General features: G+C 71.0%; 23 protein-coding genes. 11 read left to right on the top strand and 12 right to left on the bottom strand.

Annotated features, from left to right (window positions below):
• Positions 1 to 56: 56 nt before the first annotated feature.
• From trpD to ACSIH6_RS27625, 3 genes are all read right to left on the bottom strand, one after another.
• A complete protein-coding gene (gene trpD / locus ACSIH6_RS27615) occupies positions 57 to 1,169 on the bottom strand; it encodes an anthranilate phosphoribosyltransferase (RefSeq protein ID WP_150254802.1) in 1,113 nt (370 codons plus the stop codon).
• Between the two features lie 67 nt (positions 1,170 to 1,236).
• Positions 1,237 to 1,374: a hypothetical protein gene (locus ACSIH6_RS27620; RefSeq protein WP_435111264.1), complete on the bottom strand. Its 138-nt coding sequence runs from the start codon at positions 1,372 to 1,374 to the stop codon at positions 1,237 to 1,239.
• A 5-nt stretch (positions 1,375 to 1,379) separates the two neighbouring features.
• Positions 1,380 to 1,817, bottom strand: a complete 438-nt coding sequence (locus tag ACSIH6_RS27625) for a hypothetical protein (protein WP_435111265.1) — start codon at positions 1,815 to 1,817, stop codon at positions 1,380 to 1,382.
• Positions 1,818 to 2,298: 481 nt separating this feature from the next.
• Between ACSIH6_RS27625 and ctaE the strand changes: the two genes are divergently transcribed.
• The 4 genes from ctaE to qcrB are packed head-to-tail and all read left to right on the top strand — an operon-like array spanning position 2,299 to position 6,660.
• Positions 2,299 to 2,925, top strand: a complete 627-nt coding sequence (ctaE, locus tag ACSIH6_RS27630; protein ID WP_013154151.1) for an aa3-type cytochrome oxidase subunit III — start codon at positions 2,299 to 2,301, stop codon at positions 2,923 to 2,925.
• A gap of 17 nt (positions 2,926 to 2,942) precedes the next feature.
• Entirely contained in the window at positions 2,943 to 3,878 is a 936-nt protein-coding gene (gene qcrC / locus ACSIH6_RS27635) for a cytochrome bc1 complex diheme cytochrome c subunit (RefSeq protein WP_435111266.1), read from the top strand.
• Positions 3,871 to 4,992 carry a cytochrome bc1 complex Rieske iron-sulfur subunit gene (qcrA, locus tag ACSIH6_RS27640; RefSeq protein ID WP_435111267.1) on the top strand — a complete coding sequence of 374 codons (1,122 nt, stop codon included), beginning with the start codon at positions 3,871 to 3,873 and terminating at the stop codon, positions 4,990 to 4,992. Before qcrC ends, qcrA begins: the two co-directional genes overlap by 8 nt.
• Before the next feature lie 3 nt (positions 4,993 to 4,995).
• A complete protein-coding gene (gene qcrB / locus ACSIH6_RS27645) occupies positions 4,996 to 6,660 on the top strand; it encodes a cytochrome bc1 complex cytochrome b subunit (protein ID WP_435111268.1) in 1,665 nt (554 codons plus the stop codon).
• A 654-nt stretch (positions 6,661 to 7,314) separates the two neighbouring features.
• Here the strand turns inward: qcrB and ACSIH6_RS27650 are convergent.
• Positions 7,315 to 9,108 (bottom strand): AMP-dependent synthetase/ligase, encoded by a 1,794-nt coding sequence (locus tag ACSIH6_RS27650; protein ID WP_435111269.1) that lies wholly within the window; start codon positions 9,106 to 9,108, stop codon positions 7,315 to 7,317.
• A gap of 335 nt (positions 9,109 to 9,443) precedes the next feature.
• On the opposite strand from ACSIH6_RS27650, the gene ACSIH6_RS27655 reads away from it, so the two are divergent.
• Positions 9,444 to 9,878 carry a hypothetical protein gene (locus ACSIH6_RS27655; protein ID WP_150254796.1) on the top strand — a complete coding sequence of 145 codons (435 nt, stop codon included), beginning with the start codon at positions 9,444 to 9,446 and terminating at the stop codon, positions 9,876 to 9,878.
• Between the two features lie 148 nt (positions 9,879 to 10,026).
• Positions 10,027 to 10,974, top strand: coding sequence for an ROK family glucokinase (locus tag ACSIH6_RS27660; protein ID WP_435111270.1), 948 nt, complete (start codon positions 10,027 to 10,029; stop codon positions 10,972 to 10,974).
• A gap of 72 nt (positions 10,975 to 11,046) precedes the next feature.
• Here the strand turns inward: ACSIH6_RS27660 and ACSIH6_RS27665 are convergent, their stop codons facing one another.
• Positions 11,047 to 11,874, bottom strand: a complete 828-nt coding sequence (locus ACSIH6_RS27665; RefSeq protein WP_435111271.1) for a lysophospholipid acyltransferase family protein — start codon at positions 11,872 to 11,874, stop codon at positions 11,047 to 11,049.
• A 387-nt stretch (positions 11,875 to 12,261) separates the two neighbouring features.
• Between ACSIH6_RS27665 and ACSIH6_RS27670 the strand changes: the two genes are divergently transcribed.
• Genes ACSIH6_RS27670 through macS form a run of 3 tightly spaced genes read left to right on the top strand, consistent with a single transcriptional unit; the run spans position 12,262 to position 15,242 of the window.
• Positions 12,262 to 13,059, top strand: coding sequence for an alpha/beta hydrolase (locus ACSIH6_RS27670; RefSeq protein WP_435111272.1), 798 nt, complete (start codon positions 12,262 to 12,264; stop codon positions 13,057 to 13,059).
• Positions 13,056 to 13,976, top strand: a complete 921-nt coding sequence (locus ACSIH6_RS27675) for a hypothetical protein (RefSeq protein WP_435111273.1) — start codon at positions 13,056 to 13,058, stop codon at positions 13,974 to 13,976. Before ACSIH6_RS27670 ends, ACSIH6_RS27675 begins: the two co-directional genes overlap by 4 nt.
• A gap of 3 nt (positions 13,977 to 13,979) precedes the next feature.
• Positions 13,980 to 15,242 carry a MacS family sensor histidine kinase gene (gene macS, locus ACSIH6_RS27680; RefSeq protein ID WP_435111299.1) on the top strand — a complete coding sequence of 421 codons (1,263 nt, stop codon included), beginning with the start codon at positions 13,980 to 13,982 and terminating at the stop codon, positions 15,240 to 15,242.
• Between the two features lie 13 nt (positions 15,243 to 15,255).
• Here macS and ACSIH6_RS27685 read toward each other — a convergent pair whose 3' ends face one another.
• Entirely contained in the window at positions 15,256 to 15,897 is a 642-nt protein-coding gene (locus ACSIH6_RS27685; RefSeq protein ID WP_435111274.1) for a molybdopterin-dependent oxidoreductase, read from the bottom strand.
• A gap of 350 nt (positions 15,898 to 16,247) precedes the next feature.
• Between ACSIH6_RS27685 and aroF the strand changes: the two genes are divergently transcribed.
• Positions 16,248 to 17,294, top strand: a complete 1,047-nt coding sequence (gene aroF / locus ACSIH6_RS27690; protein WP_435111275.1) for a 3-deoxy-7-phosphoheptulonate synthase — start codon at positions 16,248 to 16,250, stop codon at positions 17,292 to 17,294.
• 77 nt (positions 17,295 to 17,371) lie between these two features.
• Here aroF and thiI read toward each other — a convergent pair whose 3' ends face one another.
• The 5 genes from thiI to ACSIH6_RS27715 all read right to left on the bottom strand — a co-directional run bounded on the left by thiI (position 17,372) and on the right by ACSIH6_RS27715 (position 24,355).
• A complete protein-coding gene (thiI, locus tag ACSIH6_RS27695; RefSeq protein WP_435111276.1) occupies positions 17,372 to 18,661 on the bottom strand; it encodes a tRNA uracil 4-sulfurtransferase ThiI in 1,290 nt (429 codons plus the stop codon).
• A 335-nt stretch (positions 18,662 to 18,996) separates the two neighbouring features.
• Positions 18,997 to 20,022, bottom strand: a complete 1,026-nt coding sequence (locus ACSIH6_RS27700; protein WP_061080932.1) for a 6-phosphofructokinase — start codon at positions 20,020 to 20,022, stop codon at positions 18,997 to 18,999.
• 187 nt (positions 20,023 to 20,209) lie between these two features.
• Positions 20,210 to 20,866, bottom strand: coding sequence for a response regulator (locus tag ACSIH6_RS27705; protein ID WP_435111277.1), 657 nt, complete (start codon positions 20,864 to 20,866; stop codon positions 20,210 to 20,212).
• A gap of 246 nt (positions 20,867 to 21,112) precedes the next feature.
• Positions 21,113 to 23,155: a Stk1 family PASTA domain-containing Ser/Thr kinase gene (gene pknB / locus ACSIH6_RS27710; RefSeq protein ID WP_435111278.1), complete on the bottom strand. Its 2,043-nt coding sequence runs from the start codon at positions 23,153 to 23,155 to the stop codon at positions 21,113 to 21,115.
• A gap of 441 nt (positions 23,156 to 23,596) precedes the next feature.
• Positions 23,597 to 24,355 (bottom strand): thiazole synthase, encoded by a 759-nt coding sequence (locus ACSIH6_RS27715; protein ID WP_435111279.1) that lies wholly within the window; start codon positions 24,353 to 24,355, stop codon positions 23,597 to 23,599.
• Between the two features lie 119 nt (positions 24,356 to 24,474).
• Between ACSIH6_RS27715 and ACSIH6_RS27720 the strand changes: the two genes are divergently transcribed.
• Positions 24,475 to 25,707 (top strand): RNA-guided endonuclease InsQ/TnpB family protein, encoded by a 1,233-nt coding sequence (locus ACSIH6_RS27720; RefSeq protein WP_435111280.1) that lies wholly within the window; start codon positions 24,475 to 24,477, stop codon positions 25,705 to 25,707.
• Positions 25,708 to 25,752: 45 nt separating this feature from the next.
• Here ACSIH6_RS27720 and thiS read toward each other — a convergent pair whose 3' ends face one another.
• Complete coding sequence (gene thiS, locus ACSIH6_RS27725) at positions 25,753 to 25,959, bottom strand: sulfur carrier protein ThiS (protein WP_017565075.1); 207 nt, start codon at positions 25,957 to 25,959, stop codon at positions 25,753 to 25,755.
• Between the last annotated feature and the right edge of the window lies 1 nt (position 25,960).

Below are 25,960 nucleotides of genomic sequence, written 5' to 3' on the forward strand. Positions count from 1 at the left end.
CCCCCCCCCCCCCCCCCCCCCCCCCCCCCCCCCCCCCCCCCGCCCCCGCTTCGCGCCTACAGCGCCTTGGCGTACTGCTGGCTGGTCTCCACCCAGCGCTCCAGCGCGCGCTCGGCGGCGCCGCTGTCCACCGCCGCCGCGGCCCGCTCGTAGCCGGTGCGCACCGCCTCCAGCAGGGAATCCCCGACTCCGTCCACGGCGGCCAGTGCGGCGCCCGCGTTGAGCAGCACGGCGTCGCGCACCGGGCCGGTGTGGCCCGCCAGCAGGTCGCGCACGGCCTGGGCGTTGAACCCGACGTCGCCGCCGCGCAGGTCCTCGGGCCGGGAGCGGGCGATGCCCAGGTCGGCCGGGTCGAGCGTCTCGCGCCGGGCCCCGCCGTCGCGCACCACCCACACCGTGGAGGTGGTCGTGGTGGTCAGCTCGTCCAGTCCGTCGTCGCCCCGGAACACCAGCGCCGAGGATCCGCGGCGGGCGAACACCCCGGCGATCACCTCGCACATGCGCTCGTCGAACACCCCGATGGCCGAGGTGGTGGGCTGGGCCGGGTTGGTCAGCGGGCCCAGGAAGTTGAACACCGTGGGCACCGCCAGCTCGCGGCGGGGCTTGGCGGTGAAGCGGAACGAGGGGTGGAAGACCGGGGCGAAGCAGAAGGCGATGCCCGCCTCCTCGGCCACCCGCACGGTCAGCTCCGGCGGCAGGTCCAGGACCACGCCCAGGCGCTCCAGCACGTCGGCGGTGCCGCAGGAGGAGGACGCCGCCCGGTTGCCGTGCTTGACCACGCGGGCGCCCGCGGCCGAGGCCACGATCGCCGCCATCGTCGACACGTTCACGGTGTGCGCGCGGTCGCCGCCGGTGCCGACGATGTCCAGGGTCGGGCCGGGGACGTGGATGCGCACGGCGTTGTCGAGCATGCCCCGGGCCAGCCCGGTCACCTCCGACACGCTCTCGCCCTTGGCGCGCAGCGCGATGGCGAACCCGGCGATCTGGGCGTCGGTCGCGGCCTCGGACATGATCTCGTTCATCGCCCACGCGGTGTCGTCGGCGCTCAGGGTCCGTCCGCCCAGCAGGGCGGTGATGAGGCTGGACCAGGTCCGCTCGGTGACGGCGGACCGCTCGTCGGAGCCCGCGGCTCCGGAGTCGGCGGGGGAGTTCGCGGCGGGGACGTTCATCTCGGTTGCTCCACGGTGAAGGAACGGGCACGGAGGGGCCTGGGCGCGGCGCGCGGGCGGACCGCCCTCAGGCGCTGGGAGGGAGGGGCGTGGCGTGCGTGCGCCATCGCCCGATGTCGGCGCCGTGGTGCAGGGCCGCGCCCACCGCGCGGCGGCGGCGCGGCTCCACGTCGCCGTGGTGCCCCGTTCCGAGACCGTGTCGCACCCGTGTCACCCGCTCAGGGCCGCGACCCGCTGGCGCATGAGCTCGGCCAGGGCCTCGGCGAGCGCGACGGGGTCGATCGGGTGGCTGACGACCTGCTCGGCCTGGGACCAGGTGGCCAGCCAGCCGTCGTCGCGCCGTCCCACCAGCAGCAGGACCGGCGGGCAGCGGTAGATCTCGTCCTTGACCTGGCGGCACAGGCCCATCCCGCCGACGGGGGAGGTCTCGCCGTCGAAGATGGCCACGTCCACGCGCGCGGCGGGGTCGGTGTCCTCCAGCCTGCGCAGGACCATGGGCGCGGTCGCGCACTCGACGAACTCCACGCGGGGGACGTCGAGGGCCGGGCGGCGGCCGACCGCCAGTCGCACCTGCTCGCGGGTGTCGGCGTTGTCGCTGTAGACCAGCACGCGCATCCTGGCACCCGTGTCCGTACCGCTGACCACCATCGCGCAACCGTCCCATCGCGTCTGTCCGCGGCCGCCGCCGTGGGGGTGCGGCCGAGGCGTTCGTTGGCTGTATGCCCTCTGACTGTATTGCCTCGCGGCCCCGCTGCACAGAAGCGGCCCGGAGACCGTGCCCTGCACTGAGACCTTCGACACCAAGGATGCCAGCACCCCGGGGCCGCTCGTTCACCCGCCCCCGGTCCGGCGTTATGCAACGGTGATGCTTTCGATGCCTGGGCGTTGACCGACGGAGGTTGAGGCGTCATCCGCGGGGGTACAGAAGGCCTCAGCCGCCCCGGATCGCGATTTTCGGTCCTCCCCGGTGCGCCACGGGGCCCGGCGGGGCCGCCAGGCCGCTACAGTAACGTCCCAGTCACGGCGAACAGGACGTCAGCGGCGTCGGGAGCACCTCGAGACGGTGCCGATCCGCCGCGTTACGGGGGGTCGGGTACGGCCCTCCGCGAGATGCCGTAATAATGCTCCCGTGGCGACAGCAACCGCGAACCCAAAATCAGCACCGACACCAGCACATGGTGCGGCAAAGCGTCCTGACCTGGTGAGCGTTGGCACCATCGTTTGGTTGGCCAACGAGCTCATGTTCTTCGCTGCGCTGTTCGCGATGTACTTCACCATCCGATCGGTGACCAACGGAAACCCCGACCTGGGGCAGTGGCCCGACACCCACCTGAACGTGCCGTGGGCGTCGGCCATCACCGTGGTCCTGGTGGCTTCCAGCTTCACCGCGCAGGCAGGCGTCTGGGCCGCCGAGCGCGGCGACGTCAAGAAGCTGCGCATGTGGTTCTTCATCACGTTCTTCATGGGCCTGTTCTTCGTCCTTGGACAGGCCTACGAGTACTACGAGCTCATCTTCCACGGGGGCCTGACTCTCCAGTCGAGCGCCTACGGGTCGATGTTCTACCTGACCACGGGCTTCCACGGACTCCACGTCATCGGTGGGCTGATCGCGTTCCTCATCATGCTGGGACGCACGTACGCCGCGAAGCGCTTCACCCACCAGCAGGCGACCAGCGCGATCGTCGTGTCCTACTACTGGCACTTCGTCGACGTGGTCTGGATCGCTTTGTTCTTCACCATCTACTTCATCCAGTAACCCGAAACGGGGAAACCGTGAAATGGATTACCGCGCGGCGGCGGCATCCCCTTGCGGGGTATGTCGTCGTCATCCTCGCGCTAGCCCTGTTCGGGGTGGGGTACGCCGCCCTGGCGCCCACCGCCGACCAGGCCCAGGCGCAGACCCTCGCCGCTGACACTCCTCCGTCGCCGGACGACGTCGACGTGGCCAACGGCGAGGACATCTTCAACCAGACGTGCGCGACCTGCCACAACTACGACGGCAGCGGCACGTACGGCGAGGACGGGGAGTACACCCGGGGTCCGGACCTTCGTGACTCCGGCGCCGCGGCCATCGACTTCCAGGTCAGCACCGGACGCATGCCGTCCATGAACCCCGACGCGCAGATGCCGCGCAAGCCGATGGCGATGTCGGAGGAGGACCTCCAGGACCTGATCGCGTACTACAACGCGGAGATCAGGACCGGCGGGCCCGACGTTCCCTACGACGTCCCCGACGAGGCGCCCGAGCGCGACCAGTTCGAGGACGAGGCCGCCTACGAGGCCGCGCTCGAGGAGTACGAGACCGAGTACGACGCCTACATCGAGGGCGCCGACGACACCGACATGGGCATGCGCCTCTACCTGACCAACTGTGCGCACTGCCACGGTTGGTCCGGCGGCGGCGGCGCGCTCACCGACGGCCGCTGGGCCCCCGAGATCCACGACGCGTCCCCGCGCCAGATCTACGAGGCCATGGTCAGCGGCCCCGGCGCCATGCCGATGTTCAGCGACACCGTCATCGAGCCGGAGGAGAAGCAGGAGCTCATCTCCTACATCAAGACCCTCCAGGCGGAACCCAACGCCGGAGGCATCTTCGACCTCGACCGTGTCGGCCAGGTCGCTGAGGGCTTCATCGGCTGGGTCGTCGGCCTTGCCCTGATCATTGCCTGCGCGATCTGGATCACCGCGAAGCAGCGAGCCCATGACTGAGAACAACACCAACGACAACAACGGGGGGGACCCCACGCCCGAGCGCGTGGTTGGAACCCCCAAGGCCGGGGACCCCGTGGTCTCCGGCGCCTCCACGACTTCGGAGGGGGGCCACGAGGGCCCGTACAAGGCCTCCGAGACGCACGCGCGGCCGGAGGAGATGCAGCGCCGGGGTGAGAAGGTCGCCTCGGTGTGGTTCGTGATCGCCTTCCTGGCCGGGGTCGGCTTCCTGGTCTCCTACTTCCTGTTCGGCCCCAGCGAGATCGCCGACCCGCAGATCGGCCAGTACTCGAACATGCTGCTGGGCGGCACGCTGACGCTGGCGATGTTCGGCATCGGCGCGGGCATGACGGTCTGGGCCCGTCAGGTGATGCCGCACTACGAGGTGGCCTCGCCCTACGACGAGCTGCCCTCGGACGAGAAGGAGAAGGGCTCCTTCAGCGCCTTCTTCATGCAGGGCGCCGACGAGAGCGGCTTCACCAAGCGTCCGCTGATGCGCCGCACGCTCATCCTGGCGATGCTGCCGCTGGGCCTGGCCCCGATCGTGCTGCTGCGCGACACCGGCCCGCTGCCCGGCGACAAGCTCAAGACGACGCCGTGGCAGAACGGCCGCCGGATGTACGTCGAGGGCACCCACCGCGCCATTCGCGCGGAGGACTTCGAGAACGACCCCAACGGGATGGTCTCGGCGCTGCCAGCGGTCGACGACGAGCACCACCCGCACGGGATCAGCCTCAACGACCAGGCCAAGTCCGTCATCCTCCTGATCAAGATCCCGGAGGAGGACTGGCAGGAGCGGATGACCGAGGAGGTCGAGGGCACCGACGGCCAGACGCGTCTGAACTGGACGCACAACGGCGTCGTCGCCTACTCCAAGATCTGCACCCACGTGGGCTGCCCGGCGGCCCTGTACGAGCGCACGACGCACCGCATCCTGTGCCCGTGCCACCAGTCGACCTTCGACGCGGCCAACGCCGCCGAGGTCGTGTTCGGTCCGGCGCACCGGCCGCTGCCGCAGCTGCCGATCGGTGTCGACGACGAGGGTTACCTCATCGCGACCGGCGACTTCGTCGCGCCTCCCGGTCCGACGTTCTGGGACTACGCGAAGGACTAGTCGATGAGTAAGACCACGCAAGCACCCAAGGCGCTTCGCGGCGTCGGCAACTTCATCGACGACCGCTTCCACCTGGCCAAGACCGGTGAGAAGAACCTGCGCAAGGTCTTCCCGAACCACTGGTCGTTCATGCTGGGCGAGATCGCGCTGTACTCGTTCATCATCCTGCTGCTCACGGGTGTCTTCCTCACGCTCTGGTTCAAGCCGAGCATGGTGGAGGTCATCTACGACGGCTCCTACGAGCGCCTCCAAGGTGTTCCCATGTCGGAGGCCTACGCCTCCACGCTGTACATCGACTTCGAGGTGCGCGGCGGGTTCCTGGTCCGCCAGATCCACCACTGGGCCGCGCTGATCTTCGTGGCCTCGCTGGTCGTGCACATGCTCCGGGTGTTCTTCACCGGTGCGTTCCGCAAGCCGCGCGAGATCAACTGGCTGATCGGCGTCGCGATCTTCACCCTGGCGATGCTCGAGGGCCTCTTCGGTTACTCGCTGCCCGACGACCTGCCTTCGGGCATGGGCGTGCGCATCCTCCAGGGCGTGATGATGGCGCTGCCGCTCATCGGCCCGTACGTGTCGATGTTCCTCTTCGGCGGGGAGTTCCCCGGCGAGGACATCATCACGCGGCTGTACATGCTGCACGTGCTGGCGATCCCGGCCCTGCTGCTGGGCCTGATCGTGGCGCACTTCATGATCCTGTGGCACCAGAAGCACACCCAGTACCCAGGTACCGGGCGCACGGACAAGACCGTGGTCGGAACGCCCATGTTCCCGGCCTTCGCGGTCAAGGCCGGCGGGTTCTTCTTCTTCACGTTCGCCGTGATCGCGGGTCTGAGCGCGTTCGTCCAGGTCAACCCGATCCACCTGTTCGGGCCCTTCACCCCGACGTCCATCACCTCCGGGCTCCAGCCCGACTGGTACATGGGCTTCATGGAGGGGTCGCTGCGCATCTTCCCGAACTGGTTCGACATCGCGCCCTTCGGTTACGCGATCCCGACCGGTGTGCTGGTGCCGGGCCTGATCATCCCGGGTCTGGTCTTCGGCGGCCTGGCGGCCTGGCCGTTCATCGAGCAGTGGATCACCGGTGACAAGCGCGCGCGCAACGTCGCCGACCGTCCGCGCAACGCGCCGGTGCGCACCGGCGTGGGCGCCATGGGCATCACCTTCTACGGTCTGCTCTGGCTGGCCGGGTCCAACGACATCCTGTCGGAGACCTTCTCGATCAACCTGTACCTGACCACGTACATCTTCCGTGTGCTGGTCATCGTCGGTCCGATCGCGGCCTTCTTCATCGCCAAGCGGATCTGCCTGGGGCTCCAGCGCCGTGACCGGGAGACCCTGGAGCACGGTTACGAGAGCGGCACGATCCAGCAGCTGCCCAGCGGTGAGTTCGTGGAGGTGCACAAGCACAGCTCCCCGGAGACGGTCCACGTCCTGGAGAGCAAGCCGGTCATCACCTCGACGGCGCTGGCCGACGACGCCGACGTCGACGACAAGGGTGTGGAGAACCCCGGGGCCCGCAAGGGCAGCGGCAGGTTCCGCAAGGCCCTGGCGCGTTGGTACACCAAGGACGACGTGTCCCTGGAAGGGGTGGAGGCGCACAACGGCCACCACCTGCACCACTCCGCTTCCTCCTCGGAGTCGGAGGTTGAGAAGGAGGCGGCCCACTAGGGCTTTTTTCTAGGGTTTTCGCCTAGGGCTTCCTCCCTCTTGTCGACGGACCCGGTCGCGGTGCGGCCGGGTCCGTCGTGTTGCGGCGGGGTTTGCTGGAGGTTCTACGCCAACCCCCGAGGCCTTCCCGCCAGCCCGGGCCCTACGGGTGCGTGGTTGCTGACGCAGGGATGCTCTACAACGTGCGGATCCCCTACGGTGTGCGGTCACGTGCGGGGCTTGGTGGCTGATGTTGGTCTGGACCGTGTTGACCTCCCTTTCCGGGTGGCTGAGGGGTCACTCCCGGTGGGCGCTCCACCCGGCACTCTTCCGAACCCCTGAGTGGCGCCCACCAGACCCCTGGAGTGACCGGAGTGAAGGGATCTCCTTCGCCAAGTTCGCTAGGCGAACTTGCCCTCAGTCGGTCCCCGCCCCCAGCGCTGAACCTTGAAGCCAGAACCCACCACGGCCGCTCACCCCCCAGGGGCGGATGGGGAACCCGCACGCTCTACGGGTGCCTGGCTGAGGCCGCTTGTAAAGGGTCACCCTCTGGGGCGGAGCGCCGCTGGGGGCTCTACGCCAACCCCCCGGGGGTTCAACCCCACGGGCGTGTGGGTTCTGCAAACGGCGGGAGCCGGTCACCCCGAGGGGGACCGGCTCCTGTGGGCTCGGTGATCAGCCGGCGTAGATGTCGTCGATCTCCCTGCTCCACTGCTTGCTCACCACGTGGCGCTTGACCTTCAGGGAGGCGGTCATCTGACCGCTCTCCTCGGTGAAGTCGCTGGGCAGGATCTTGAACTTCTTGATCCCCTCGGCCTTGGACACCGCGTTGTTGGCGTTGTCCACGGCCTCCTGGATGGCGGCGTTCAGGTCGGCGTCCCCGGTCAGGTCGGCGATCTCGCCGCTCTTGCCGTTGGCCTCGCGCCACTGGACGAAGGACTCGGGGTCGATCGTGATCAGCGCGGCGATGAACTTGCGGTTGTCGCCGACCACCATGCACTGGCTGACCAGGGCGTGGGCGCGGATGCGGTCCTCCAGGACGGCCGGGGCGACGTTCTTGCCGCCCGCGGTCACGATGATCTCCTTCTTGCGGCCGGTGACGCTCAGGAAGCCGTCGTCGTCCAGCGCGCCGAGGTCGCCGGTGCGGTAGAAGCCGTCCTCGGTGAAGGCCTCCTTGGTGGCCTTCTCGTTCTTCCAGTAGCCGACCATGATGTGGTCGCCCTTGAGCAGGATCTCGCCGTCCTCGGCGATCTTGATGGTGGTGCCGGGCAGCGGCTGGCCCACGGTGCCGATCTTGTTGAACTCGGGGCTGTTCACCGACGTGGGAGCGGTGGTCTCGGTGAGGCCGTAGCCCTCGATGATGGTGAAGCCGATGCCGCGGAAGAAGTGGCCCAGGCGCGCGCCCAGCGCGGAGCCGCCGGAGACGGCGTACTCGGCGTTGCCGCCCAGGGCGGCCAGGAGCTTGCCGTAGACCAGCTTGCTGAACAGCGCGTGTTTGAGCTTGAGGCCCAGGGGGATCCGGCCGGTGGCCAGGGCCTTGCTGTAGGCGACGGCGGTCTCGGCGGCGGCGTTGAAGATCTTGCCCTTGCCCTCGGCCGTGGCCTTCTGTTCGGCCTTGGTGTAGACCTTCTCGAACACGCGGGGGACCGCGAGCAGGAAGGTGGGCCGGAACGCCGAGAACTGCTCGATCAGCTCGGGGCCGGTGGAGGGGAAGTGGCCGAGGGTGGCCTTGGCCTCGATGACCATGACCTGGACGAAGCGGGCGAAGACGTGGGCCAGCGGCAGGAACAGCAGCGTGGAGGGGTTCTCCTTGCTGCGCAGGACCTGGCGGGCCGGGCCCTCCAGCGCGTTGCGGGAGATGAAGAGGAAGTTGCGGTGGGTGAGCTCGCAGCCCTTGGGCCGGCCGGTGGTGCCCGAGGTGTAGATGAGGGTGGCGATGTCGTCGGCCTTGACCGCGGTGCGGCGCTTCTCCAGCGCCTCGTCGTCCACCTCGGAGCCCGCGGAGCGCAGCGCGGCGTACTCGGGGTCGTCGAACCGCCAGACGGGGCCGAGGTCGGTGGTGCGGACCGACTCGACGCGCTCGGCGTGGGCGTCGTTCTCCACGAACGCGGCCTTGGCGCCGGAGTCGGCGAGGATCCACTCGATCTGCTCGGCGGAGGAGGTCTCGTAGATCGGGACGGTCACGCCGCCGACGGACCAGATGGCGTAGTCGACGACCGTCCACTCGTAACGGGTGCGCGACATCAGGGCGACGCGGTCGCCGTGCTCGATGCCCGCGTCGATCAGGGCCTTGGCGTACGCGGCGATGTCGGCGTGCAGCTCCGCCACGGTGACGTCGTGCCACTGGCCGGACTCCTGGCGACGGGCGGTGACGACGTTGGGCTCGCTGGCCGCGCGCGCGTAGGGCGTGTCGGTCAGTCGCGCGTCGTCGGAGATCTCAGCCTTCGCGGGAGAGCTGTATTCGCGCACGTGGTGCTCCTGGACGTGTACGGGTTCGGGTAGTACGGGACGTGATGACCGTAACAACACCACCCTACTCATGAGTAGAACACGTTGTCGTTCGGTATCCAACGGTGACCCTGGGTCGTGGAGGCGAGAATTCGGGTCACTCCCCGTACGCACGCGAGACTATACGCCCGACGTAGTGTTTGCGCACGTCGTGAGGGCTATGTGCTGTATGTGCGCTTTAAGGGTTGTTGCGGCCGCATCCCTGGTTCGCCCCTGAACCTGCCCTGAGAAACCTCCCCGGCGCCTGGGCGGCCGGTTACCGTGAAGCAGAACGCGGCGCGAAGGAGGAAGCTGACATGACGGAGAACACCGGTCGCAACGGCGGTCCGGGTGCGGGCAGGGGTGAGGACCCCGACCTCATCGACGACGCGCTGAAGCTGGTGACCACGCTTCAGCGCAGGCTGCTGACGGCCGGGGTCAAGCGCGGGGTGAGCGCGGTGACCTCGCCGCCCCCGAGCAAGGGCGACGTGTGGGAGGAGGCCATCCGCCTGGAGACGGGCGACCGGCGCCCCCCGCTGGAGGAGCTCCTCGACATCGTGCGCACGTCCGGCCCCGAGGTCGTCGGACACCTCGGCCGCGCCGGGCTGGCCGCGGTCGGCGCCCTGGGTCGCACCTGGGACGTGGTCGAGCGCTCCCTGGAGCAGACCCGCGCCGACGACGCCGCCGGGCGCCGTCCGCAGGGTGGCGAAGGCAATGCGGAAGGTGAGGAACGCCAGGTCACCGCAGGGTGAACGGGGGAGATCACGGTTCGACTCCGGGGGTGTCGGGGGTCGCCTCACGCCTGGTTTAATCAGATGGCATACATCATCTGAAAACACTTTGCCATGAACCTTGAGACTTATGTCAGAGTTCGGGCGTAAGTACGAAGGAGCTGCCCCCATGCTGACCATCGGCGTAGACATCGGCGGGACCAAGGTCGCCGCCGGGGTCGTCGACCCCGAAGGGCAGATCCTCGACAAGGTCAAGTACCCCACCCCCTCCAACGACCCGCAGGCCCTGGCCGACGTCGTGGCCAAGGCCTGCGCGGAACTGCGCGGCCGACGGGACGCCGACGCCGTCCAGGCCGTCGGGGTGGGTGTGGCGGGGTTCGTGGACGAGGACCGCGCCACCGTCCAGGTCGCCGTCAACCTCGGCCTGCGCGACGAGCCCCTCCGGGACCACGTCCAAGAGCGCGTCGGGCTGCCCGTGGTCATCGAGAACGACGCCAACGCCGCCGCCTGGGCCGAGGCCAGGTTCGGCGCCGGGCGCGGCAGCGACCACATCGTGTGCATCACCCTGGGCACCGGTATCGGCGGCGGCCTGGTCATCGGCGGCGCCCTGCACCGCGGCCGCTACGGCGTGGCCGCGGAGGTCGGGCACTACCGGATGGTCCCGCACGGGCGCCGCTGCGCCTGCGGCAACCACGGCTGCTGGGAGCAGTACGCCAGCGGCCGCGCCCTGGTCGCCGAGGCCCAGGACCTGGCGCTGACCGACCCCGTGGCCGCCGAGCGCATGCTCAAGCTCGCCGACGGCGTCATCGACCAGGTCGAGGGCCACGTCATCACCCAGGCGGCGCTGGAGGGGGACAGGGCCGCCCTGGAGTGCTTCGCCAAGGTCGGGGAGTGGGCCGGACACGGCCTGGCCGACCTCGCCGCCATCCTCGACCCCGAGTGCTTCGTCCTGGGCGGCGGCGTCTCCGACGCCGGGTCCATCCTGCTGGACCCGGTCCGCGCCTCCTTCGCGCGCAACGTCCCGGGCCGCCCAGGGCGCCGCATGGCCGAGGTGCGCCTGGCCGAGCTCGGCGGCGAGGCGGGCATCGTCGGCGCGGGAGACCTCGCCCGGCACTGACCCGGCCACCGGAGAACGGACGGCCCCCGCGACCTCCACAGGGAGGACGCGGGGGCCGTCCGGTGCGTCGGGCTACTCCTGGGCGGTGTCCGCGTCCTTGTCCTTGCGCGCGGCCCGCTTCTCCTCGCGTCGGGTCCGGCGGTCCTCCTTGCGCCGCTCGCGCTCGCTCCGCCTGCGGTCCTTGTCGCTGGCGTGCTGCTCGCGCCTGGCCTCCTTGGCCTCCGCCTCCAGCTCGGCCTTGACCGACTGCGCGTAGCGGTCCACGTACTCCTGGCCGGACAGCTCCATCAGCGCGTACATGATCTCGTCGGTGACGGCCCGCAGCACGCGCGGGTCCTTCTCCATGCCGTGGTAGCGGGAGAAGTCCAGCGGCTTGCCGAACTTGACCTTGGGGCGCACGCCCAGCTTGGGCACGGTGCGGCCGGGGGGCATGATCTTCTCCAGGTTGATCATCGCCATCGGCACCACCGGGGCCTTGGCCTCCAGGGCCAGCCGCGCCACACCCGTCCGGCCGCGGTAGAGCTTGCCGTCGGGGGAGCGTGTGCCCTCGGGGTAGATGCCCAGGAGCTCACCGCGCTTGAGCACCCTCAGGCCCGTGCGCAGCGCCGCCTCGCTGGCCTTGCCGCCCGAGCGGTCGATGGGGATCTGCCCCACACCGGTGAAGAACGCCCGGCTCAGCAGGCCCTTGACGCCCGTGCCGGTGAAGTACTCGGACTTGGCCAGGAAGGTGATCCTGCGCGGCAGCGGCAGCGGACCGAAGAAGTGGTCGGAGAAGGACAGGTGGTTGCTCACCATGATCGCCGGGCCGCGGCGCGGCACGTTCTCCACACCCTCGGCCCGCGGTTGCCACAGCACGGCCAGAACCGGCCCCAGGATCGCCTTGACCACCCAGTAGAACATCGCTCAGATCACCCCTGCACACGCGGGGAGCACTGGGCAGGGTCTGCCACGATTCACCGTCCCGCTCTGCCGACATTGCCAGGAGGGCTCGCGCCCGGAGAGTGGGGGAGGAGTCGCCGCCTGACGTGCGCCATCCTCCCACCGTGCGAGCGCAAGTGCCAAAGCGCCCCCGGACGGGCCGTCGGCCCGACGCAGAAGAGGATACTCAGTCGGCCCGCGTGGCGGGTGCCTGCCTCCGGTCGCGGAGGACGGGGACGTTACTGTGCACTCATGGCGAACGGACCGCCGAACGGCTAGCCTCACGGCAGGAGCCAGGGTTTCCCGTGCCTCCGCTCCTGTCACCGCAACCCCCTTTCCCGCGCACCGCACGATTCCTGGAGCCGCTCCGTGAGACCGACCGACGCCCCGCCCCTGATCCCGGGCGCTGAGCCGTTCAGTCACCGCGGGTCGGGCACGGGCGTCCTGCTCTGCCACGGTTTCACCGGCTCCCCGTACTCGATGCGCCCCTGGGGCGAGCACCTGGCCGCCGCGGGGCTCAGCGTCGAGGCGCCCCTGCTGCCCGGCCACGGCACGGTCTGGCACGACATGAACCTCACCACCAGCGACGACTGGCTCGCCGAGGCCGAACGAACCCTGCTGGACCTGGCCTCGCGCTGCGAGGAGGTGTTCGTCATGGGACTGTCCATGGGCGGCGCCCTCAGTCTGCGCCTGGCCCAGAGGCACCCCGGCCTCGTGCGCGGGGCCGTACTCGTCAACCCCTCCCTGGCGGTGGAGGACCGGCGCCTGCCCGTCATCGCCCCGGTCCGCCGCCTGGTCTCCCGGGTCATGCCCTCCACGCCCGGTCTGGGCTGCGACGTCTCCAAGGACGACACCACCGAGGGCGGGTACGACCGCGTCCCCACCGCGGCCGCGGCGACACTCCCGAAGCTGTGGCGCGAGGTTCAGGAGGGCATGTCCGGTTTGCGAGCGCCGATCCTGGCCTACCGGAGCACCCAGGACCACGTTGTCGGACCGCGCAGTCTGCGTATCCTCGCTAGGAGAGCGGTCAACACCGGGCTGACGATCCACCTGCTCCACGCCAGCTACCACGTGGCGACCCTCGACCATGACGCCGCCGTCGTCTTCGACGGGAGCCTCGCCTTCGTGCGAGAGCACAGTAGAAGCGGGGAAGGAGCCGACCGATGACGCAACGTCGGGGAAACGGCCTGCTCGCCGACGCCTACGTTCCGCTGATCCTGCTCGCGCCCTCGCACGCCGACCTCATGCTGGAGGCGCTCCGGCGCAGCGGTATCGCCGCCTACGCCGTGCCGCTGGACGAGGACGTCCTGGAGCCCGCGGGCAGCCAGGCCGACGACCCGCCCACCGACCACCTGTACGTGGACGCGGAGGAGCGGACCGCCGCCGAGAGGGTCCTGGGCACCGAGTTGCCCGACCTGGACGGAGAGCCCGGGACGGCCCCCGACCTGCTGGCGTCGCGCGGCGAGCCCCGCTCCGACGCCGACGCCGAGGAGGGCGGGGAGGCCGCCGCCGCGCACGAGGCCTCCGACGCGCCGGTCGGCGGCGACCTGCTGGACGGCCCGCCCGCCAACGTCGACCCCGACGCCGCGCCCGCCCGGCCCGCGGACGAGGACGATGTCTGGAACGACCTGGTCGCCCGCTTCTACGACGACGCCGACACCCGGGGGCAGCGCCGCCGTGCCGCCTGGCCCGACGCCGAGAACCTCAGCGCCTCGGGAGGGGACGCCTCCTCCGGCGGCGACCTCCTGGCCGGAGGGGCCGTCGACGCCGGGGACGGGGAGGACCGCGACACGGAGGGGGAGGAGGCCCGCCGCCGGGCCGAGGCCGACCTGGAGGGCCACTACGAGCCGCCACCGCCGCCGCCCCTGCTCCAGGGCGACCGGGTGGGCATCGCCGCCTGGCTGTGCCTGCTGGGCGCGCCGGTGCTGGTGTTCGGGGCCGCCTTCGTCGGCGTCACCCTGCCCAACTGGCTGATGTTCGTCGCGGTGCTGGCCTTCCTGGTCAGCTTCGTCGTGCTCATCCTGCGCATGACCGACTCCCGTCCGCCTGGAGACGGCGGGCCCGACAACGGGGCGGTGGTCTGACCCCTGGGCTTCGACTTCCCCCTCTGGCGCGCCTTCGCCGTCTTCCGCGCAGCGTCCCTGGTCTACGCCCTGCTCCTCCTCGTCCAGCACCATGAGCACCTGACCCGGCCCTGGCTGGCCTGGACGGTTCTGGCGGTCATGGTCGTGTGGACGGTGTTCACCACCCGCGCCTACGCCCGTCCGCACCTGCGCGACTGGCGCCTGCTCACCGCCGACCTCGCGGTGGCCTTCGCGTGCCTGTTCGCCACCGCGCTGGCGGCCACGCCGTTCTACCTCACCCAGGCCCCGCCGCTGAGCGGCTACTGGTTCGCGGGCACCGCGCTGGCGGCCAGCGTCATCTGGGGCGGGCGCGCCGCCGCCGCCGTCGCCGTGCTCTACGGCGTCGCCGACCTCACCCTGCGCACGGTCATGGACGCCGCCGTCACCGCCGCGACCGCACGCGGGGTGGTCCTGCTGCTCCTGGCCGGACTGGCGGTCGGGTACATGTCCTGGATGTCGGAGCGGGCCGAACGGCGTTTCGCGCAGGCGGTCGCGCTGGAGGCGCGCACCCGCGAGCGCGAGCAGCTGGCCCGCTCGATCCACGACTCGGTGCTCCAGGTGCTGTCCCTGGTGAGCAGGCGCGGCGCCGAGGCCGGAGGAGAGGCCGCCGAACTGGGTCGGATGGCCGGTGAACAGGAGGCGCGTCTGCGCGCGCTGGTCGCGATCGGGCTGTCGGAGGGCGCCTCCGCCGGGGCGGACGGGACCAGCGGGACCGGTGGTGCGGCGCTGCCTCCTGCGGGGCGGGCTGTGGGGCGGGCCGCTTCGGGGCGCAGGGGCTCCGGACGCGCTGCCGCGGGGGCCGGGAGTTCCGGACGTGCGGCCGCGTCCGGGACCGAGGACGCGGTGGACCTGCGCGAACCGCTGCGCCGCGCCGAGTCGGTCCGCGTGTCGGTGTCCGCGCCCGCCACACCCGTCACCCTGCCCGCGCACACCGCCGACGAGCTGGCCGCCGCCGTCCTCGCCGCCCTGGACAACGTGGAGCGGCACTGCCCCGAGGGCACGCGCGCCTGGGTGCTGGTGGAGGACGAGGACGACGCGGTGACCGTGTCCGTGCGCGACGAGGGCCCCGGCATCGAGCCCGGCCGTCTGGAGCGGGCCCGCGCCGAGGGGCGCATCGGCGTGGCCCAGTCCGTGCTCGGCCGTGTGCGCGACCTGGGCGGCACCGTCGAGTACGTGTCGGTCCCCGGCCAGGGCACCGAGGTGGAGATGCGCGTTCCGCGCCGCTGAGGCCCCGCACGGTTCACCGCCGCGGGCTCCGGCCCGGCTCCTCCTCTTCCTCCTGGTAGGAGAACCGCTGCTCCCGCCAGGGGTCGCCCCGGTTGTGGTAGCCGCGCTCCTCCCAGAAACCGCGGCGGTCCGCGGCCATGTACTCCACCGCACGCAGCCACTTCACGCTCTTCCACCCGTACAGGTGCGGCACCACCAGGCGCACCGGCGCGCCGTGCTCGGGGGCGAGCGGCTCGCCGTCGCGGTGGGTCGCCAGCAGCACCCCCTCCGCCAGGAAGTCGTCCATGCGCAGATTCGCGCCGTAGCCGTACTCGCCCCAGGCCATCACGTGCGTGGCCTCCGGCGCGGGCGGGGCCGCGGCGACCAGGTCGACGGCGCGCACCCCGCGCCAGGGCACGTCCGGGGCGCTGAACCGCATCACGCAGTGGAAGTCGCTCACGGAGTCCGTGCGCGGCAGCCGCGCGAACTCCTCCCAGGTCCAGCGGTAGGCCCCCAGGTCCTCGGTCGCCCCCATGACCCGAAGGTCCCACCGCTGCGGGCGGAAGGCGGGCACCGGCCCGTAGTGCAGCGGCTTGTGCTCGTGGCGCACCGCCTGCCCGGGAGGTATCCGGGGCCGGGCCCCGCCCGTATCGTCCTCGTCCGTTCCCTCGGACACTTCCGTCCCCCTGCTCGTCTCTGGGCCCCCGCGGCGCGCCCGACCGGCCGGGCGGAGCGAACGCCCTCCCCGTGGGGAGAACGTGCGCCCGGACATCCTGTCAGGCGCCGACGAGAGGCAGGTCACTCACCCCGGATGTGCGGACACGCGGTGACCGTGCGCTATAGTTCCAGCCATGCAGCGGAACTTCTGGCGCTTTTATGGCTACCGGCCCGACACCCCGGTCGCCTGTAAAGCGCTGCGCTGACACAGACGACTTGAGCCCCGGGCCGGTAGAGCCCGGGGCTTTTCTCGTTCCGGGCGCCGGTCGGCTCGTTCACCCAACCGACAAGCAGCTAGGGACAACGCACATGGTCATCGTGATGGCGCCGGACGCCACCCCCGAGAACATCGACGATCTGGTCGAACTGGTCTCCTCCGTCGGAGGCGAGGCCTACGTGACGCGCGGCGTGAGCCGCACGATCATCGGCCTCGTCGGTGACGTCGAGCGGTTCCAGGACCTGGGTCTGGCCGCCAAACCGGGCGTCAGCGACGTCCTGCGCATCTCCGCCCCCTACAAGCTCGTCAGCCGCGAGAACCACGACAGCCGCACCGTCGTCAGCGTGCGCGGCGTGCCGATCGGCGGCGACAACGTCACCGTCATCGCCGGGCCGTGCGCCGTCGAGACCCCCGAGCAGACCCTGGCCGCGGCCGAGATGGCGCTGGCGGCGGGGGCGTCCCTGCTGCGCGGCGGCGCCTACAAGCCCCGCACCTCCCCCTACGCCTTCCAGGGCCTGGGCGAGGAGGGTCTGAGGATCCTCGCCGACGTGCGCGAGGAGACCGGCCTTCCCATCGTCACCGAGGTCGTGGACGCCGCCGACGTCGAGCTCGTCGCCTCCTACGCCGACATGCTCCAGATCGGCACCCGCAACATGCAGAACTTCGCCCTCCTCCAGGCCGCGGGCGACGCGGGCAAGCCGGTCCTGCTCAAGCGCGGCATGAGCGCCACCATCGAGGAGTGGTTGATGGCCGCCGAGTACATCGCCCAGCGCGGCAACCTCGACATCGTCCTGTGTGAGCGCGGCATCCGCACCTTCGAGAAGGCCACCCGCAACACCCTGGACATCAGCGCCGTCCCGGTCGCCCAGAACCTGTCCCACCTGCCGGTGATCGTCGACCCGTCCCACTCGGGCGGCAAGCGCGAGCTGGTGCTGCCGCTCTCACGCGCGGCCGTGGCGGTCGGCGCGGACGGCGTCATCGTCGACGTGCACCCCCACCCGGAGAACGCCCTGTGCGACGGCCCGCAGGCCCTCCTGGGCGAGGACCTGGCCGAGCTGCGGGACCTGGCGGGTACCCTGGCCGCCCTGACCGGCCGCACCCTCACCCCGGCACCCGGCCGCGAACTGGCCGGTCTGTGAGACCGGGGGGCTGAACACGACGGTGCCCCGGCCCCGCCCCGCGTGCGGGGAGTGGCCGGGGCACCGTCCTCGTGCCTCTAGGCGGTGGCGGCCACCGACGCGGACGCGGGCGCCACGCGCTTGGGCGCGGCGTCGCCCAGGAAGCTGGGCTTGTGCACCTGCGCGGTGGTGACCAGGTGCTCGGCCAGCTCCTCGGCGTCCAGGCGCTTCTCGATCTGGCGCAGGTCCGGGATCTTGGCCGCGGTCTCCACCTGGCGCGGGGTCAGCATGGTGCAGCAGTCCTCGTCGGGCAGCTCCGAGATGGCCAGGGTCCCGATCCGGCGGGCCTGGTCCATGATCTCGGTCTTGTCCATGCCGATGAGCGGACGCAGGATCGGCAGGTCCACCGCGTCGTCCAGGGCGGTCAGGTTGGTCATGGTCTGGCTGGACACCTGGCCCAGCGCGTCACCGGTGACCAGGCACTCCGAGCCCAGGTCGTCGGCCAGGGCCTCGGCGGTCTTGAGCATGAGGCGGCGCTGGGCGACGATCTGGAGTCGCTCGATCCCCGAGCTCTTCAGTTGCTGCTGGGCCTTGCCGAAGGGGATGACGAACAGCCGCGAGCCCACCTGGTAGCGGTCCAGCTGGCGGACGAGGCTGTAGGCCTTGTAGATCGACTCCGGGCCGGTGAACGGCATGCCGGAGAAGTGCAGGAAGTCGACCTTGAGCCCGCGCCGGATCATCCGGTGCGCGGCGACGGGGGAGTCGATCCCGCCCGACATCAGCACCAGGCCGCGGCCGCTCATCCCGGCGGGCAGGCCGCCCTGGCCGGGCACGCCGTCGGTGAACACGAACGCCTCGTCCTTGTCCACCTCGACGAACAGGGTGTTGTCGGGGCGCTTGAGGTTGACCTTGTAGCCGTGCGCCTCGATGATCTTCGAGCCCAGGTACCCGGCCAGCTCCGACGAGGTCATCTCGAAGCGCTTGTCGCGGCGCCGGGCGCGCACGGCGAAGGTGCCCTCGCGGCCCTCCATGACGCGCACGCCGATGTCGGTGACGGCGTCCAGGTCCTTGGGCACGCGGCGCACCAGGTGCACCCAGACCACGCCCATGACGTTGGCCATGCGGTCGGCGATCTCGGCGACCTCCAGGTCGGAGGCGCCGGGCTTGCGCACGATGATCACGCCCGCGCCGCGCTGGGAGAGGCGGACCTCGCCCAGGTCGCGCACGGAGGAGCGGATGTTGTTGTGCAGCCGCCGCTCGAACAGTTTGCGGTTGGAGCCCTTGAGGACGATCTCGCCGAGCTTCATGAGCACGCAGAGCTCGCCGAGCCCGGCGTCGGCCCCGGCCAGGGCTGCGGGGGGCGGCGCGGACTCAAGCGACGCGGACATGGTGCTACCTCCGGTGGATACCTTCGTGTCCCGGTGTGAGGTGGGAGTGGCGGTGACGGGGCCGGGAGCGTTCATCGCCACCCTCCAGTATCGAACATCCCGTCCACCGCTCCGTCCGTTTCCGGACGGGACGGGTGGGAGGCGGTGGGCACACGGCGGCCGCTCCCCGAACGCGGTGCGCCCCCCTCCCTGGGAGCTGGGAGGGGGGCGCGGACCGTTCCGGCAGGGGCCGGCGCACGTGGCCGGCGTCCGGGGGAGCCCCGGGAGAATCCGGTTCCCGGGGCTCCGGGTCCTCAGGCCGCGTGGTCCGCGGCCGTGCCCGGCCGGAGCCGTGCCTAGCCGAAGAAGACCTCGGCCTCCTCGTAGCGCGCGGAGGGCACCGTCTTGAGGGTGTCGGTCGCCTCGGCCAGGTTCACGCGGACGATGTCCGTGCCCTGGAGGCCGACCATCTTGCCGAACGCCTTGTCGTGCACGGCCTCGATGGCGTTCACGCCCAGACGGGTGGCCAGCACGCGGTCGAACGCGGTGGGCGTGCCGCCGCGCTGCACGTGGCCCAGGACCACCGAGCGGGCCTCCTTGCCGGTGCGCTTCTCGATCTCTTCGGCCAGCCGCTGGCCGATGCCGCCCAGGCGCACGTGGCCGAAGGAGTCCGTCTCCCCGGTGGCCAGTTCCATCTGGCCCTCCTTGGGGTGCGCGCCCTCGGCGACCACGATGATCGGCGCGTACTGGGTCTCGAAGCGGCTCTCGACGTGCTTGACGACCTCGTCGATGTCGAAGGGCCGCTCGGGGATGAGGATGACGTTGGCGCCCGCGGCCATGCCCGAGTGCAGCGCGATCCATCCGGCGTGGCGGCCCATGACCTCCACCACCAGCGCGCGGTGGTGCGACTCGGCGGTGGTGTGCAGGCGGTCGATCGCCTCCATCGCGATGTTCACGGCCGTGTCGAAACCGAAGGTGTAGTCGGTCGCGTTGAGGTCGTTGTCGATGGTCTTGGGCACGCCGACGACGTTGACGCCGCGGTCGTGCAGCTGGCGGGCCACGCCGAGGGTGTCCTCGCCGCCGATGGCGACCAGGGCGTCGACGCCCAGCCCGGCCATGTTGTCCTTGACCCGCTCGACGCCGCCCTCGATCTTCATGAGGTTGGTGCGCGAGGAGCCCAGGATCGTGCCGCCCCGGGGCAGGATGCCGCGCACGGCGGTCACGTCCAGCGGCATGGTGTCGCCCTCCAGCGGACCGCGCCAACCGTCCCGGAAGCCGACGAACTCGTAGCCGTAGTCCTTGATGCCCTTGCGGACCACTGCGCGGATGACCGCGTTCAGACCAGGGCAGTCCCCACCGCCGGTCAGCACCCCGACTCGCATACGAATTCTCCTCGACGTTGTGTGTTTTTACGACGCATGGCGCCATATGGTCTAGACCATAGTGGGAGCGGTGATCCGGGGCCAACCCGGGGAGGCGAATAGGACGTGAACGCGCCCGGCGCGTACGGGGCAGACGGCGCGAAGCGGACGTGTGGGCGCGGCGCGGGAGGGTGCGGACGGGCGAGCGTCAGTCGTCCAGACCCCGGTCGATGGCGTACCGCACCAGCTCCACCCTGTTGTGCAGGTGGAGCTTGGTGAGGGTGTTCTGCACGTGGTTCTGCACGGTGCGGTGGGAGATGCCCAGCCGCTGCGCGATCTGCTTGTAGGCCAGCCCCTTGGCGACCAGGCGCAGCACCTCGGTCTCGCGGGGGGTCAGCTCGGGCGCCTCCGGCTCCCTGGAGTGGTCCGCCGACGAGAGCCTGCGGTACTCGCCCAGCACCAGCCCGGCCAGGCCCGGGGTGTACACGGCCTCGCCCACGTGCACCCGGCGCACCGCGTCCAGCAGTTCCTCCCGCCCCGCCGACTTGACCAGGTAGCCGGTCGCCCCGGCCTTCACCGCGGCCAGGACGTCGTCGCTGGCGCCGCTCGCCGACAGCACCAGCACCCGCGGGGGCGGGGACAGGGCCACCAGGCCCGCGGTCAGTTCGACCCCGCTCATGTCGGGCAGGTGCAGGTCCACGACGGCCAGGGTGGGACGCGCGGCCGGGGCGATGCGCAGCGCCTTGGCGCCGTCGCCCGCGGTGCCCACGACCTCGATCCCGGCCTCGCCGAGGTCGCGCGCGACCGCGTCGCGCCACATGGGGTGGTCGTCCACCACCAGTACCCGGATCGCCTCGCTCGCCATGCAGGTGACCTTATCCCGGGCGGGCGGCGCCCACGGCACGGGCTGACGGGCTGGGGCGGTGGAGCGGGTCGGGGCGGGTGGGTCGTGCTCACCTCGCCGGGCGGACGGCGCCCAAGGAACGGGTCGACGGGCTGGGGCGGGTGGATCGCGCCGACCCCGCCGGGCGGGCGGCGCACACCAGGAGGGGGCGGGACCGGACCCGGTCCCGCCCCCTCGCTCGTACCTCAGGCGCCGGGCCCGGGCAGGTCAGTCGTCATCGTCGTCACCACGGCCGTTGCCGTTGCCGTTGCCGAAGTCGCCCAGGTCGATGCCGCCCGGAGTCGCGGTGATCGTGATCTCCGTGTCCTCGGGCGCCCTGCCGGTGTGCGACTGGTGGGCCACCTCGCGGCCGCCGAGGACGCGCTCGACCTTGACCTCGAAACCGGCCTCCTCCAGCGCCTCACGCGCCTCGTTCACCCGCATGCCGACCACGTCGGGGATGTCCACGCCGGGCGGGCCGGTGGAGACGGTCAGGGTGACGGTGCCGCCGGAGCCGATGCTGGAACCGCTGTCGGGGCTCTGCTGGATGACCTTGCCCTCCTCGACGTCCGCGCTCTCCTCCTCGACCACCTCGACGGACAGGCCCTCGCCCTCCAGCATCTGACGGGCGGTGTCCAGGTCCTCGCCGACCACCGCGGGCACCGGGACGCCCTGGCTGACGGTGATGGTGACCGGTTCCTCCCGGTCGGCCTCCGCACCCGCCTCGGGAGAGGTGGAGACCACCGCGCCGGGCTCGAACTCGGTGGAGCTCACGTCCTCCTGGACGATGTTGTCCGGGTCGAAGCCGAGGTCCTCCAACTCCTTGAGGGCGTTGGCGGCGTCCATCTCGACCAGGTCGGGCATCTCCACCGTCTGCGGGCCCTTGGACAGGTACACGGTGACCACGTCGTCGGGGGACAGTCGGGCGCCCACCTCGGGGTCGGTCTCACCGACCGTGCCCGGCTCAGCGTCGCTGTAGACGGCCTCGGAGGACAGGTCGTAGCGCAGACCCTCGTCGCGGATCATCTGGCTCGCGGCCTCGGGGTCGCGGCCCACCACGTCCGGGACGTTCTCGTACTGGCCGACGAGGAACCACCAGCCCGCGCCGAGCAGGACGATCGCCAGGACCGCCGCGCCGATCCCGATCAGCAGGTTGCGGCGGCGCCGGTCGTCGGGACCGTCCCGGTAGTCGTCGTACCCGTCGTCGCCGTCGTACCCGTCCTTGTCACGGTCGTAGTCGTCGTAGCGGTCGCCGTCCAGGCCAGCGGAGGCCATGTCCACGACCATGGTCGCGTTCTCGGTGCCCGGACCGGCGCCCCCGGCGATGAGCTGGGGCGCGGTCACCGAGGCCGTGGTCGCCGCGGCCGGGGCGACGGGCGCCAGCGGGGCCTGGTCCGCGGCGGAGGCGGCGGGAGCCTCGGGCAGGCCGTTGAGCACAGCCAGGACCTTGGCCAGGTACTGGCCCGCGTTGCTGGGACGGTACCTGGGGTCGCGCTCGGTGGCCTTGGTGACCAGCGCGTCGACCTCCGCGGGCAGGCCGGGCAGGAAGTGCGAGGGACGCGGGACGTCCTCGTTGACGTGCTGGTAGGCGATCGCGATGGGCGTCTCGCCGGTGTGCGGCTGACTGCCGGTGAGCAGCTCGTAGAGCATGATGCCCGCCGCGTACACGTCGCTGCGGGCGTCGGCGACACCCTTCTCGATCTGCTCGGGGGCCAGGTAGGCGGCGGTGCCCATGAGGGTGCCCGTGCGGGTCAGCCCCTGGTTGGACTGCTCCACGGCGCGCGCCAGACCGAAGTCGGCGACCTTGACCCGGCCGTCCTCGGTGATGAGGACGTTCTCGGGTTTGACGTCGCGGTGCACCATGCCCGCCTGGTGGGCGGCGCCGAGCGCGGCCAGCACCGGGGCCATGGCGTTCAGGGCGTCGCGGGCGCCGAGCCTGCCCCGGGACTTGAGCAGGTCGCGCAGGGTGCGTCCGGGCACGTACTCCATGGCCAGGAAGACGTGCCCCTGGTCCTCACCCTGGTCGAAGACCTGCACGACGTTGGGGTGGGAGAGCTTGGCGACGGAGTGCGCCTCGTTGATGAAGCGCTGCACGAAGGTCGGGTCCTGGGCCAGCGAAGGGTGCATCACCTTCAGGGCCAGCCGTCGGTCCAACCTCAGGTCGTGGGCGACGTAGACGGTCGCCATCCCGCCTCCGGCGATCCTGGACTCCACGAAGTAACGTCGGTCCAGGGTGGCGCCTACGAGCGGGTCGGAAGTCGTCATGTCCACGGCGGAGTAGTGTCCTTGCTGCGGGGAGCGCGGGCTGTCGCGGCCGGTGGCGCGTACCCGACACCGGGTGTCGAACCGACACGATAGCGGAAGCCCACGCCAGGTCTGCCCCGCGGTTCGCGGTCGCGCCGTCCCGTTCCAGTGTCGGTGGGGCCCGTGGGGCCCGGGGATGCCTGCCCGGCCTCCCGAGGGGTGGGTCCGGTCCCCGGCCGGGGCTTTCCCTGTCCGGGTGGTGTGTGCTTCACCGGTCGGTGGGTCGCCCCGTTCCCGGTGAGGCCCGCTCTGTTCGCGGTGGGACGCTCGCGCCTGGGTTGTCGTGGTGTGTGGGGTGTTCCCTTCCGGGCCGCACACTCGTTCCACGGTAGAGGACGGCACCAAACGCCCCAGGTGGGACGCACCGGTCCGCGGGGATCCGGGAGCGGGACGCGGGATCGAGGTGGCCTAACTCACGGACGGCGAGGAGGCCTGGGCGTGGCGCCGCACCGGGATGCGGCCCGCCAGGCGCGCGCCGCGGCCCGCGCGTACGGCGTCGCGCATCGCGGCGGCCATGCGCACCGGGTCCTGGGCGCGGGTCACGGCCGTGGCCAGCAGGACCGCGTCGCAGCCCAGCTCCATGGCCAGGGCGGCGTCGCTGGCGGTGCCGATCCCCGCGTCCACGATGACCGGCACGCCGGCCCGCTCGACGATCAGCTCCAGGTTGTGCGGATTGCGGATGCCCAGCCCCGAGCCGATCGGGGCGGCCAGCGGCATCACCGCGGCGCAGCCCACCTGCTCCAGCCGCCGGGCCAGCACTGGGTCGTCGTTGGTGTAGGGCAGCACGGTGAAGCCCTCGTCCACCAGCTGTTCGGCGGCGTCCAGCAGCTCGACGGGGTCGGGCAGCAGTGTGTGCTCGTCCGCCACCACCTCCAGCTTCACCCAGTCGGTGTCCAGCGCCTCGCGGCCCAGGCGGGCGGTGCGCACCGCGTCGACGGCGGTGAAGCACCCGGCGGTGTTGGGCAGCGCCCGGATCCTGTTGCGGGTCAGGATGTCCCACACCGATCCCTGGGTGCCGGGGGAGACCCGGCGCATCGCCACGGTGGTCAGCTCGGTGCCGGAGGCGATCAGGGCCTCCTCCAGGACCTCCAGGGAGGGGGCCCCTCCGGTTCCGGTGATCAGCCTGGACCCGAAGGAGGTTCCCGCGATCACGAGGTCGTCGTTCATCTGTTTGTTGGGCGTGAATACCCCGTCCTTCAGGGCGGGGAGGACACGCCCTCTCCTTCCTGTCGCTTTCTGTTGCATTCCCATCACGCGACCGCAGAGTGGTCGCTACGGTGTGGTCCATGACCAGCACGAGCGTGAAGCGGGCGTTTCGGTACCGCTTCTACCCCACTCCCGTGCATGCGGCTGAGCTGTCGTGCACGTTCGGGTGCGTGCGCCTGGTCTACAGCCGCGCCTTGGCCGAACGCACCGCCGCCTGGCAGCAGCGTCAGGAGCGGGTGGGCTACTCCCACACCTCGGCCATGCTCACCGCGTGGAAGAGGACCGAGGAGCTGTCCTTTCTCACCGAGGTCTCTTCCGTCCCGCTCCAGCAGGCGCTGCGCCACCTGCACACCACCTTTCGCAACCTCTTCGACCGCCGCGCGAGGTACCCGCGGTTCAAGTCGAAGAAGAGGCCCCGGGCCTCGGCGGAGTACACCCGGTCCGCCTTCCGCTACCGCCAGGGCCGCCTGACCCTGGCCAAGCTGGCCGAGCCCTTGGACGTGGTGTGGTCGCGTCCTCTGCCCGAAGGGGCACGGCCGTCCACGGTGACGGTCTCGCGGGACGCGGCCGGGCGCTGGTTCGTCTCGCTCCTGTGCGAGGACATCGTCGAGCAGACCCCGGCCGCCAACAAGGCGGTCGGTATCGACGCCGGAATCACCTCCGTGGTGGCGTTGTCCACGGGGGAGAAGGTCGCCAACCCCCGCCACGAGCACCGCGACCCAGCCAGGCTGGCCCGAGCCCAACGGACGCTGGCCCGCAAGGCCCAGGGCAGCGCGAACCGGGACAGGGCCCGCCGCAAGGTCGCGCGGGTGCACGCCCGCATCACCGACCGGCGCCGGGATTTCCTGCACAAGCTCACCTCTCGACTCGTCCGCGAGAACCAAGTGGTCGTGATCGAGGACCTGACCGTGCGCAACCTGGTCAGGAACCGTCGGTTGTCCCGGGCGATCTCGGATGTGGCCTGGCGTGAGCTGCGCACCATGCTGGAGTACAAGTGCGCCTGGTACGGACGCGATCTGGTCGTGGTGGACCGGTTCCTCCCCTCCTCCAAGGCGTGCTCGACACCCGGGTACGGGTACGTGCACGTGTCGCTGCCGCTGCACGTACGCACCTGGACGTGCCCCAGTTGCGGGGTGGCCCATGACCGTGATGTGAACGCGGCGAACAACCTCCGGGCCGCCGGGCTGGTGGCATCTGCCTGCGGAGCTGGTGTGAGACCTCAACGGGAGTCCTCCCGGACGGGGCGACCGGCGACGAAGCAGGAAGGCCACGGGGCGGCCCGTGACGAGGCCCTGGCCTCGAACCACCGGTAGGTGGTTCCGCGATCTCCTGACTTCAGACAGGAGAGGAAGTCAAGTTCAGCCTCCCTGCACTGCGGTGAGGACGTCCACGCGGTCGCCCTGGTTGAGCGGGCTCGCGGCCCACGCGGCCCGGCGCACCACCTCGTCGTTGACGGCCACGGCGATACCGCCGGGGACCTCGGTGCCGGTCAGGTCGCGTACGACCGCTTCCACGGTCGTGTCGTCGGTGAACTCTCGGCGGTCGCCGTTGATGATCAGTTCCACT

The sequence above is a fragment of the Nocardiopsis synnemataformans genome, from assembly GCF_965343085.1.
Classification (GTDB): domain Bacteria; phylum Actinomycetota; class Actinomycetes; order Streptosporangiales; family Streptosporangiaceae; genus Nocardiopsis; species Nocardiopsis alborubida.

Coding starts and splice junctions, on each gene's coding strand:
- ACSIH6_RS27700 (WP_061080932.1), bottom strand. CDS start 20,022: ATGCGAGTCGGGGTGCTGACCGGCGGTGGGGACTGCCCTGGTCTGAAC.
- ACSIH6_RS27715 (WP_435111279.1), bottom strand. CDS start 24,355: ATGAACGACGACCTCGTGATCGCGGGAACCTCCTTCGGGTCCAGGCTG.
- qcrA (WP_435111267.1), top strand. CDS start 3,871: ATGACTGAGAACAACACCAACGACAACAACGGGGGGGACCCCACGCCC.
- ACSIH6_RS27660 (WP_435111270.1), top strand. CDS start 10,027: ATGCTGACCATCGGCGTAGACATCGGCGGGACCAAGGTCGCCGCCGGG.
- ACSIH6_RS27675 (WP_435111273.1), top strand. CDS start 13,056: ATGACGCAACGTCGGGGAAACGGCCTGCTCGCCGACGCCTACGTTCCG.
- ACSIH6_RS27705 (WP_435111277.1), bottom strand. CDS start 20,866: ATGGCGAGCGAGGCGATCCGGGTACTGGTGGTGGACGACCACCCCATG.
- qcrB (WP_435111268.1), top strand. CDS start 4,996: ATGAGTAAGACCACGCAAGCACCCAAGGCGCTTCGCGGCGTCGGCAAC.
- aroF (WP_435111275.1), top strand. CDS start 16,248: ATGGTCATCGTGATGGCGCCGGACGCCACCCCCGAGAACATCGACGAT.
- ACSIH6_RS27720 (WP_435111280.1), top strand. CDS start 24,475: ATGACCAGCACGAGCGTGAAGCGGGCGTTTCGGTACCGCTTCTACCCC.
- ACSIH6_RS27655 (WP_150254796.1), top strand. CDS start 9,444: ATGACGGAGAACACCGGTCGCAACGGCGGTCCGGGTGCGGGCAGGGGT.
- ACSIH6_RS27625 (WP_435111265.1), bottom strand. CDS start 1,817: ATGGTGGTCAGCGGTACGGACACGGGTGCCAGGATGCGCGTGCTGGTC.
- trpD (WP_150254802.1), bottom strand. CDS start 1,169: ATGAACGTCCCCGCCGCGAACTCCCCCGCCGACTCCGGAGCCGCGGGC.
- thiI (WP_435111276.1), bottom strand. CDS start 18,661: ATGTCCGCGTCGCTTGAGTCCGCGCCGCCCCCCGCAGCCCTGGCCGGG.
- ACSIH6_RS27665 (WP_435111271.1), bottom strand. CDS start 11,874: ATGTTCTACTGGGTGGTCAAGGCGATCCTGGGGCCGGTTCTGGCCGTG.